Source organism: Acidisphaera sp. S103 (assembly GCF_009765975.1).
Lineage (GTDB): Bacteria > Pseudomonadota > Alphaproteobacteria > Acetobacterales > Acetobacteraceae > Rhodopila.
Genome location: NZ_LMUJ01000064.1, coordinates 308,818 through 316,783, shown reverse-complemented (window position 1 = coordinate 316,783; position 7,966 = coordinate 308,818). Strand labels below are relative to the sequence as shown.

Annotated in this window: 9 protein-coding genes and 1 pseudogene; 3 read left to right on the top strand and 7 right to left on the bottom strand. The window is 64.5% G+C overall.

Annotated elements, in window-relative coordinates; translation table 11 throughout:
• Nucleotides 1–97 precede the first annotated feature (97 nt).
• From GSQ89_RS23425 to GSQ89_RS23405, 5 genes and pseudogenes are all read right to left on the bottom strand, one after another.
• Nucleotides 98–451, bottom strand: a pseudogene (locus tag GSQ89_RS23425) (RES family NAD+ phosphorylase); the annotation flags it as partial.
• A gap of 80 nt (nucleotides 452–531) precedes the next feature.
• The gene (locus tag GSQ89_RS23420; protein WP_254073326.1) at nucleotides 532–861 is read right to left on the bottom strand and encodes an antitoxin Xre/MbcA/ParS toxin-binding domain-containing protein; all 330 of its coding nucleotides are present in this window, start codon (nucleotides 859–861) and stop codon (nucleotides 532–534) included.
• Between the two features lie 143 nt (nucleotides 862–1,004).
• The gene (gene cobT / locus GSQ89_RS23415) at nucleotides 1,005–2,882 is read right to left on the bottom strand and encodes a cobaltochelatase subunit CobT (RefSeq protein WP_158929768.1); all 1,878 of its coding nucleotides are present in this window, start codon (nucleotides 2,880–2,882) and stop codon (nucleotides 1,005–1,007) included.
• 12 nt (nucleotides 2,883–2,894) lie between these two features.
• On the bottom strand, nucleotides 2,895–3,911 hold the full coding sequence (gene cobS, locus GSQ89_RS23410) for a cobaltochelatase subunit CobS (RefSeq protein WP_158929766.1): 1,017 nt from the start codon (nucleotides 3,909–3,911) through the stop codon (nucleotides 2,895–2,897).
• A gap of 88 nt (nucleotides 3,912–3,999) precedes the next feature.
• Nucleotides 4,000–4,521: a J domain-containing protein gene (locus GSQ89_RS23405; RefSeq protein ID WP_254073325.1), complete on the bottom strand. Its 522-nt coding sequence runs from the start codon at nucleotides 4,519–4,521 to the stop codon at nucleotides 4,000–4,002.
• Nucleotides 4,522–4,903: 382 nt separating this feature from the next.
• On the opposite strand from GSQ89_RS23405, the gene GSQ89_RS23400 reads away from it, so the two are divergent.
• Together GSQ89_RS23400 and GSQ89_RS23395 are read left to right on the top strand one after the other, a co-directional pair.
• On the top strand, nucleotides 4,904–5,083 hold the full coding sequence (locus GSQ89_RS23400) for a type II toxin-antitoxin system HicA family toxin (protein WP_305782259.1): 180 nt from the start codon (nucleotides 4,904–4,906) through the stop codon (nucleotides 5,081–5,083).
• A gap of 5 nt (nucleotides 5,084–5,088) precedes the next feature.
• Nucleotides 5,089–5,409 (top strand): type II toxin-antitoxin system HicB family antitoxin, encoded by a 321-nt coding sequence (locus tag GSQ89_RS23395; RefSeq protein WP_158929950.1) that lies wholly within the window; start codon nucleotides 5,089–5,091, stop codon nucleotides 5,407–5,409.
• 30 nt (nucleotides 5,410–5,439) lie between these two features.
• Here the strand turns inward: GSQ89_RS23395 and GSQ89_RS23390 are convergent, their stop codons facing one another.
• On the bottom strand, nucleotides 5,440–6,162 hold the full coding sequence (locus GSQ89_RS23390; RefSeq protein WP_158929762.1) for a hypothetical protein: 723 nt from the start codon (nucleotides 6,160–6,162) through the stop codon (nucleotides 5,440–5,442).
• Nucleotides 6,159–6,905 (bottom strand): carboxymuconolactone decarboxylase family protein, encoded by a 747-nt coding sequence (locus GSQ89_RS23385; protein ID WP_158929760.1) that lies wholly within the window; start codon nucleotides 6,903–6,905, stop codon nucleotides 6,159–6,161. The genes GSQ89_RS23390 and GSQ89_RS23385 overlap by 4 nt, the downstream gene beginning before the upstream one ends.
• A gap of 63 nt (nucleotides 6,906–6,968) precedes the next feature.
• Between GSQ89_RS23385 and GSQ89_RS23380 the strand changes: the two genes are divergently transcribed.
• Nucleotides 6,969–7,922 carry a D-2-hydroxyacid dehydrogenase gene (locus GSQ89_RS23380; protein WP_216856345.1) on the top strand — a complete coding sequence of 318 codons (954 nt, stop codon included), beginning with the start codon at nucleotides 6,969–6,971 and terminating at the stop codon, nucleotides 7,920–7,922.
• Nucleotides 7,923–7,966 lie beyond the last annotated feature (44 nt).

The window sequence follows — 7,966 nt, the reverse complement described above, 5'->3', positions numbered from 1 at the left end:
CCCCCCTGCCACCGCCACATCGTAGCGGTAATAAAATCGGCCGGAGAAGAAGCTGGCGCTGGTCACGAGAAGACGTTAGCCCGGAATAAGCATTCTGTCACTCACCAAGTGCGCTGAATCGCGTTAGCCCGGCGCGGGACGGTTCAGGCTTCTCCAGCCAAGGGCCGCCACAGGCGCGGGTCGAAACCGAAAGGTTCGATCGAACGCACCAATGCGCTCGCGGCGTCGGGATGCGCAAAACCGCTGACGTCGCCTCCGCCAGCCAGGCATCGCCGATGGAGACGCTGTTTGCTTCCGCTTCGAAGATGGTGTTCGGATTGTCGGGCACCATGACGCGCATGAGAACGAAATCCGCGGGCAAAAGCTCGAACGGCAGATCGAGGTGAACGCGCACCTCCAGCGCCGCCAAAGCGGGATGCTCCGCCAGATAGACGAGCGGTCGCCCGAGACTGTTCCAACGTTCGCCGAACTGTCTTGCGCCTTCGCCGCTTAAATCGGCATATGGGCGGCGGCAGAGCCGCTAGACGATCATCAGGCGGCAAGCCCGTGCGCGATGCGACCCAGGATCGCTTCTACCTGCCGTGTGCCGATATCGGTATCCAACCGGTCGAGCGGGGCTTCGCCATCCAGCAGGGCGGTTGGCCGTCGCAGCCATGTATGAGCCTTGCCGGGGTCGCCAAATGTCGCTTCCGTTTCCTCAATGATCCGCAGCAACCGGCTGAACCGGTCGGACTGATCCGGCGTCAGCGAGCCCAGGCCGCGGCGATGCGCTAATGTCTTGCGCGACAATACCAACCGGTCGAGTTCGGCAAGCGATATCCGCCCGTCGTCCAACGCCTTATCCACGACGGCAAGTGACAAACCTTCCCGCACATAGGGCAATCATGTTGCCGGCGCTTCAGCAAATCCTATTGGTTTTGGCGGTATCCCGATCATGACCGTGCATATCGCCTATTATGGTCGGATTGTCAGGTTCCCGCCTAACCATTCTGCAGCGACACGTCCTACATCACGGTCGCCGCCCGCTCCCCCGCGGCCCGCACCCAGGCGGCTTCCATGTCCTCGTCGAACAACTCGGTCAGCTTCTTCATCATCGTCCCACCGAGTTCCTCGGCATCCACGATCGTCACTGCCCGCCGGTAGTACCGGGTCACGTCGTGGCCGATGCCGATGGCGATCAGTTCAACCTGGTCGCGGTGCTCGATGTCGCGAATGACCTCGCGCAGGTGCTTTTCCAGGTAGTTGCCCGGGTTCACTGACAGCGTCGAGTCATCCACCGGCGCGCCGTCGGAGATCACCATCAGGATCCGCCGGTGCTCCGGTCGCACCAGCAGGCGGCGATACGCCCACAGCAGCGCCTCGCCGTCGATGTTCTCCTTCAGCAGCCCCTCACGCAGCATCAGCCCGAGGTTCTTGCGCGCCCGCCGCCACGGCGAATCCGCCGCCTTGTAGATGATGTGCCGCAGATCGTTCAGCCGGCCTGGATTCCGGGGCTTGCCGTCCTGCACCCATTTTTCCCGGCTTTGCCCGCCTTTCCACGCGCGCGTGGTGAAGCCCAGCACCTCCACCTTCACCGCGCAACGTTCCAGTGTGCGCGCCAGGATATCGCCGCACATCGCCGCCACCGTGATCGGCCGACCGCGCATCGAACCGGAGTTGTCGATCAGCAGCGTGACTACGGTATCGCGGAATTCGGTATCCAGTTCGCGCTTGAACGACAGTGCCAGCAGAGGGTTCGTCACCACCCGAGCCAGCCGTCCGGCATCCAGCATGCCTTCGTCCAGGTCGAACTCCCAGGACCGGGTCTGCTGCGCCAGCAACCGCCGCTGCAGCCGGTTGGCCAGCTTGGAGATCACCCCTTGCAGATGCTGCAACTGCTGATCCAGCTGCTGCCGCAGCCGTGACAACTCATCCGCATCGCACAGATCCTCAGCGTCGATCTCCTCGTCGAACTGCCGCGTATAGGCGCGATAAACTGCGTCACTGTCCGGGTTCGCCCGCTCCCGACGAGGCTGCGGGCCGCCGGGACGATCATCGCCCTCGGCAACCGCGGCTTCCTCCTCGGACTCCGACCCATCGTCGTCCGCAGCCTCGCCTTCCATCTCCTCCGGCTGAGCGCCCAGCATCGAATCCTGTTCGGACTCGGACTGGCCTTCCCCGTCCTGGGAGTTGTCCTGCGATCCGGACTGCTCGCCGCCGTCCTCGCCATCTTCGGAGTTATCATCCGGTTCGGCATCGACCTCGGCTTCCGCCAGGTCCAGCGCCGCCAGCAATTTCCGCGACGCGCGCGCGAACGCGTTCTGGTCGTCCTGCGCCGTCATCATTTCCGACAGCGCCTGATCGGCGGACTCGCCTAGCGTATCACGCCACAGGTTCAGCACCCGCTGCGCGGACTCAGGCCCAGCCGAACCGGACAGCCGCTCACGCGTCAGCAGGGCCAGCGCCTTGTCGATCGGCAACTGGTCCTTGCGGGTCATCCGGTCGTAACCTTCGGACTCGCATTCCTCGGCCAGCTTGGCGGTCAGGTTGCCGCGGACACCGTCCATGAAGCGGGAGCCGACGATCTCCACCCGCACCTGCTCCAGTGCGTCGTAGGCGTCCTTCGCCTCACGGCGGGTCGGCATGCGCTGGGCATGCACGTTGTCGTCGTGGTGGCGCAGCCGCAGGGCGATGGCATCCGACTGGCCGCGCAGCTTCGCCATCTCGGCCGGCGGCAGGGCACGCGTCGGCAGCGGCAGTCGAGCACGCTTGCCCGAGACGCCGGACGGACCAGGCTGAAACGCCACCTGGACATCCGGCTGTTCGGCGATCGCCCGCAGCACGCCGGCAGTGGCGCGCTTGAAGTCCTCGGCGCGTGCGTTGTCTTTCGAGGTCGCGCTCATGCCAGACCCCGCTTACGCGAATTTGCGCGTCGTGAAGCCGCCGGTGGGAATGTCCTCGTTGAAGCAGCGCTGATAGTACTCGCCGACGGTGGACCGTTCCGCCTCATCGCACTTGTTCATGAACGTCACCCGGAAGGCGAAGCCGACATCGCCGAAGATGCGAGCGTTTTCGGCCCAAGTGATCACCGTCCGAGGCGACATCACAGTCGAAATATCCCCGTTGATGAACCCGGCGCGCGTCAGGTCGGCCAGCGCCACCATGCTTTCGACGCGCTTCTTCGTTGCGGCATCCTTGGCGACGTCGACGCCCATCTTCGCCAGCACGATGGCGGTTTCCGTGGCGTGCGGCAGGTAGTTCAGGGTCGCCACGATGTTCCAGCGGTCCATCTGGCCCTGATTGATCTGCTGCGTGCCGTGATACAGCCCGGTCGTGTCGCCCAGTCCCACCGTGTTCGCCGTGGAGAACAGGCGGAACGACGGATGCGGCCGGATCACCCGGTTCTGGTCGAGCAGGGTCAGCTTACCTTCGACTTCCAGCACGCGCTGGATCACGAACATGACGTCCGGCCGGCCGGCGTCATACTCATCGAACACCAGCGCGCAGGAATGCTGCAGGGCCCACGGCAGGATGCCTTCGCGGAACTCGGTGATCTGCTTGCCGTCCTTCAGGACGATCGCGTCCTTGCCGATCAGGTCGATGCGGCTGATATGGCTGTCCAGGTTGACACGGATGCAGGGCCAGTTGAGGCGTGCCGCCACCTGCTCGATATGCGTGGACTTACCCGTGCCGTGATAACCCTGGATCATCACGCGGCGGTTGTAGGCAAACCCCGCCAGGATCGCCAACGTGGTTTCCCGGTCGAATTTGTAGGCCGTGTCGAGATCGGGGACATGTTCGGTTCGCACCGAAAAGGCCGGCACGTCCATGTCAATATCGAGGTCGAAGGCCTGCCGAGCCGACACCTTGGTATCGGGCAGATTGATCTCGGAGGTCGGGCGGGGCGGGGAGATATCGACAGCCGTGTTCATAGTCCAGCGTTTCCTGTTGCAATTCCGGGAAAGTCTAGCGTTGACGGCGCGCGGCGCAAGGGCAGCGGGCCGGACATGGTTGATTTGGTTATCCGGTGGCGGCGACCCGGCTCTCGTTGCCTAGCTTCGAACGGACCGCCGCATAGGCAAGATTGATGGTCTTCAGCCGTTCCTCGGCGTCGCGGCTGCCGCCGTTGGCGTCGGGATGGTGGCGCTTCGCCAGTTCCTTATAGCGGCTTTTAACCGCATCCAGCGTCGTTGGCCATGGCAGGCCCAACGTCGCCAGCGGTTCCCGCAGTTCGGCCGGCGCCCGGTGCGGATCGGGTGGAGCCTTCGCCTTCATCCGTGCGGCCGCCAGGATGTGCAGCGGGTCTTTCAGCACGTCCTCGTCCCACGCCGTGTAACCCAGGCTGCCGATGGGCCAGGTCGGGCGTTGCCATGACGTATCGGCGCGCAACTGTGCCTCGACCTCGGCGGGCGACATGCCTTTGTAGAAATCCCAGCCGGCGTTGTAGGCGCGCACATGCTCCAGGCAGAACCAATGGTAATCGTTCAGGTGGGTCCGGGACTTCGGCGCGCGGTATTCACCGGCTTGCGGACAGCCGGGCATGTCGCATGGCCGCCCCGGAGGCGCGGCCGGGTCGGGTGCGTAGGCCCGGGGGCGCCCAGGGGAATGACCTGGGGCATGTGGGGGGCGTCGCATCATGGGGGCCTTTATGTGCGGTGCGGGAGGGGCTTGGCAATGGTGGATGGGTGCATTCGTGGGTGGATGAACCTTTCTTCCGGTGGCGACCGGCACCAGCGCATGATCGAAAGGAAGCCAATCTATGATCCACGTCGATCCGTCCTACCCGGTGGTGCGACCCGTGCCTTTCCAATATGCCTATTGTGATACCAGATGGTGATACTATATGACACTGAGCGGAAAACACCGGACAACCCTCGTCGCCATCTTTGCCGATCCGGTTCGTGCAAATATTGGCTGACGCGACATCGAGGCGATGTTGGTCGCATGCGGTGCCGAAGTCAGCGAGGGGAATGGATCCCGTGTCCGGGTCGCCTTGAACGGTATACGGGCGGTTTTCCACCGGCCATATCCGCAAAAGGAAACTGACAGGGGCGCGGTCAAATCGGTTCGGCGCTTTCTCGTGGAAGCAGAGGTGAAGCCGTGAACACAATGGCATATCAAGGCTACGAAGCCGTGGTGACTTATGACGAAGACGCCGAGCTGTTTCATGGCGAAGTCATGAATCTGCGTGATGTCATCACCTTCCAAGGCAGGTCGGTGGCCGAATTGAAGAAGGCCTTCGCCGAGTCCGTAACGGATTACCTGGCGTTCTGCCAGGCTCGCGGCGAGGAGCCGGAAAAACCCTATTCAGGCCAATTCGTCGTACGGGTCGAACCTGCGCTGCACAAATCGGTTGTGACCGCGGCGAAACGGGCGGGCTTGAGCCTCAACAAGTGGGTGGCCGCAACGTTGGAGCGTGCCAGCGGATAACACCGGCTGCACGCCTGAAGCCGGGTAGTGTCAGTGGGCGTCCCCACTACAGAAAAGCCGGCCGAACCCGCTGATCCGGTCTGTCACGCCGACTGTGCGCAACGCATGCCACGCCAGAACCTGATTGCTGGTGATCACCGGCATCCCAAGCGCCGTTTCCAGATCCGCGATCAACCCCGCCGATCGGATCGCGGTGCAACTGACAAAGCACGCATCTGCCACCACTCCCGACGCCGCATCCCGCACCTGCTCGGCGATCGCCTCCGGCGCGATACGAGCCATCTCCGCATTGGTTTCCACACCGAGGCAACTGCCGCCGGTCACCGCGATGCCGTTGTCCGCCAGGAACGATATCTCCCGCTGATGCACCGGCTGTATATACGGCGTCACCAGCAGCACGCGCCGAGCCTGAAGCACCCGGAACGCCGCCAGGATCGCATCCGCCGTCGCGATCGCCCGGCGCCCCGTTGCGGCGGTAATCCGATCGCGAATTTCGCCCGCCAGATGTGGCGCATAAGTCGATACCGCCGTGCAATGGAACGCGATCGCATCCGGTTCCGCATGCCCCAGCAACATTGCCGCCCGATCCAGGTCCGTCAGCATCGCCAGCAACTCGGCCTCCGAACTGCCGCGCAACGCCAACCGCGTCGTCAACATCGTTACTGACTCGGGCAGCATCGCACGCAGCTCGGTTTCGGCGACGCTGTTGCCCGACGGCACCAGCACCCCCAACCGCACAGACCCATAAATCATGCGCCGAACGCCGCGCTGATCGCCCCCAGCGCATTCAGTGCCGGCGGAAACCCGGTCAGCGGCGCCGTCTGGATAATCGCCTCGATCACCTGTGCCTTCGTCAGTCCGACATTCAACGCCGACTGCCCGAATTTCGCCGCTTGCTCCGGCAGCCGCAGCGCGGTGAACGCGGCGACCGCGACCAACGCCCGCTCCCGCCGTTCCAACCCCGGGCGAGACCAGATCTCGCCATACCCGAAACGGATCGCCGCCGGATACAACTGCCCCGTCACCGGATTATCCGGCGCCGCATATCCCTGAGTCGCTCGGCTGCCATGCAAATCCGCCATAAGTGCCGCGCCGCGCCGATCGAGTTCCTCGAGCGACGCATCCTCCGGCGGATCGGCCGGGAACTGGATGCCGCGTTCGGCGAATACCTCACCGGCCAAAGCCAAACTTTCCTCGGCCGCCGAAAACCCCGAATACAACGACGCCTGCACCAGGATTTCGCGTATCGCCTCCGCCGTCAGCCCATGGTCCAGCCCGGCGCCGATATGCCGCCGCAGCGCCTTCAACCGAGGCCCCACCCCCAGCGCCGCAATCGAACAGATCAGCCGGTCGTGCAGCGACAACTCCGGACGCGTCCAGATGCCGCCATACGCCGCCTCCGTCAGCAAATTTGCCAGCCCGGCCGGCTGAGCGGTGGAACCGAACAGGGTTCGCAGCATCGTCTCACCCTGGTGGCGCAGGTCATGTCGGGTCATTTGGTGTTCTCCGGACGGCATGGCTTACTGTTTTCCCAATCCCATCCGAAAGTCCATCCGCCCATGACGCCTCACATCCTGCTCTGGACTCCGCTGGACGATTACCTGGCCGACCGGCTGGGTGCCGAACCGGCGATCCGGCTGAGTCGCATGCGATCGGTGGCGGACTTCGCGGAGGCACTCCCCGACGCCGACGGCATCGTCATGCTCGGCCATTACTACACCGCCGACGTCGCCGCCCTGGTGCGGCAGAAGGGCAGGCGGCTGCGGTGGATCCAACTGACCACCGCCGGCTATGACGGCATCACCTTCCATGGCGTGCCGGACAGCGTCCAGGTCACCAATGCCGGCCACAGCCACGGCCCCATGGTGGCCGAACATGCGATCATGCTGCTGGCCGCATTGACCCGCCGGCTGCCCCTCTTCGCCGAACCCCAGTCCCGCCACGTGTTCGACCGCAACATCGCCCTGCCGCTGGCGACGTTGGAGGATTCGACGGTCGCCATCCTCGGTTACGGCGGTATCGGCCGCGAAACCGCCCGCCGGGCAAAGGCTTTCGGCGCCAAGGTGATCGCCATCGCCCGTTCCGCCCGGGACGACGAGTTCGCCGACGCAATCGTCCCATCCTCGCAATTGCACCAAGTCCTGGCCGAAGCCGACTCCCTGATCGTAACGGCAGCCCTGACCGAGGAAACCAAGGGTATGATCGATGCCCCAGCCCTGAAGGCGATGAAGCCGCACGGGATCCTGGTGAACATCGCCCGCGGCCCCATCGTCGACACCGCCGCGCTGATCGACGCACTGCACAGCGGCCACCTCGCCGCCGCCGGCCTGGACGTCACTGACCCCGAACCGCCGGCGCCGGACCACCCTTTGTGGTCATGCCCGAACCTGGTCGTCACGCCGCACATATCCGGGCTGGGCAGTCCCGCCGTGCGCCGGCGGATCGGCGCACTGGTGATGGACAATCTAAGCCGCTTCCTCGCCGGCACGCCGCTGTCGAGCCGGGTCGCGTGATGCGGCGGATCGCTGGCGGTTGGTCCGTCATGGCTGGGCGTGTT

What these genes read in the sequence shown, in the direction of transcription:
- GSQ89_RS23380 (WP_216856345.1), top strand. Translation starts at nt 6,969, where the DNA reads ATGACGCCTCACATCCTGCTCTGGACTCCGCTGGACGATTACCTGGCC.
- GSQ89_RS23405 (WP_254073325.1), bottom strand. Translation starts at nt 4,521, where the DNA reads ATGCCCGGCTGTCCGCAAGCCGGTGAATACCGCGCGCCGAAGTCCCGG.
- cobT (WP_158929768.1), bottom strand. Translation starts at nt 2,882, where the DNA reads ATGAGCGCGACCTCGAAAGACAACGCACGCGCCGAGGACTTCAAGCGC.
- GSQ89_RS23395 (WP_158929950.1), top strand. Translation starts at nt 5,089, where the DNA reads ATGGCATATCAAGGCTACGAAGCCGTGGTGACTTATGACGAAGACGCC.
- cobS (WP_158929766.1), bottom strand. Translation starts at nt 3,911, where the DNA reads ATGAACACGGCTGTCGATATCTCCCCGCCCCGCCCGACCTCCGAGATC.
- GSQ89_RS23390 (WP_158929762.1), bottom strand. Translation starts at nt 6,162, where the DNA reads ATGATTTATGGGTCTGTGCGGTTGGGGGTGCTGGTGCCGTCGGGCAAC.
- GSQ89_RS23385 (WP_158929760.1), bottom strand. Translation starts at nt 6,905, where the DNA reads ATGACCCGACATGACCTGCGCCACCAGGGTGAGACGATGCTGCGAACC.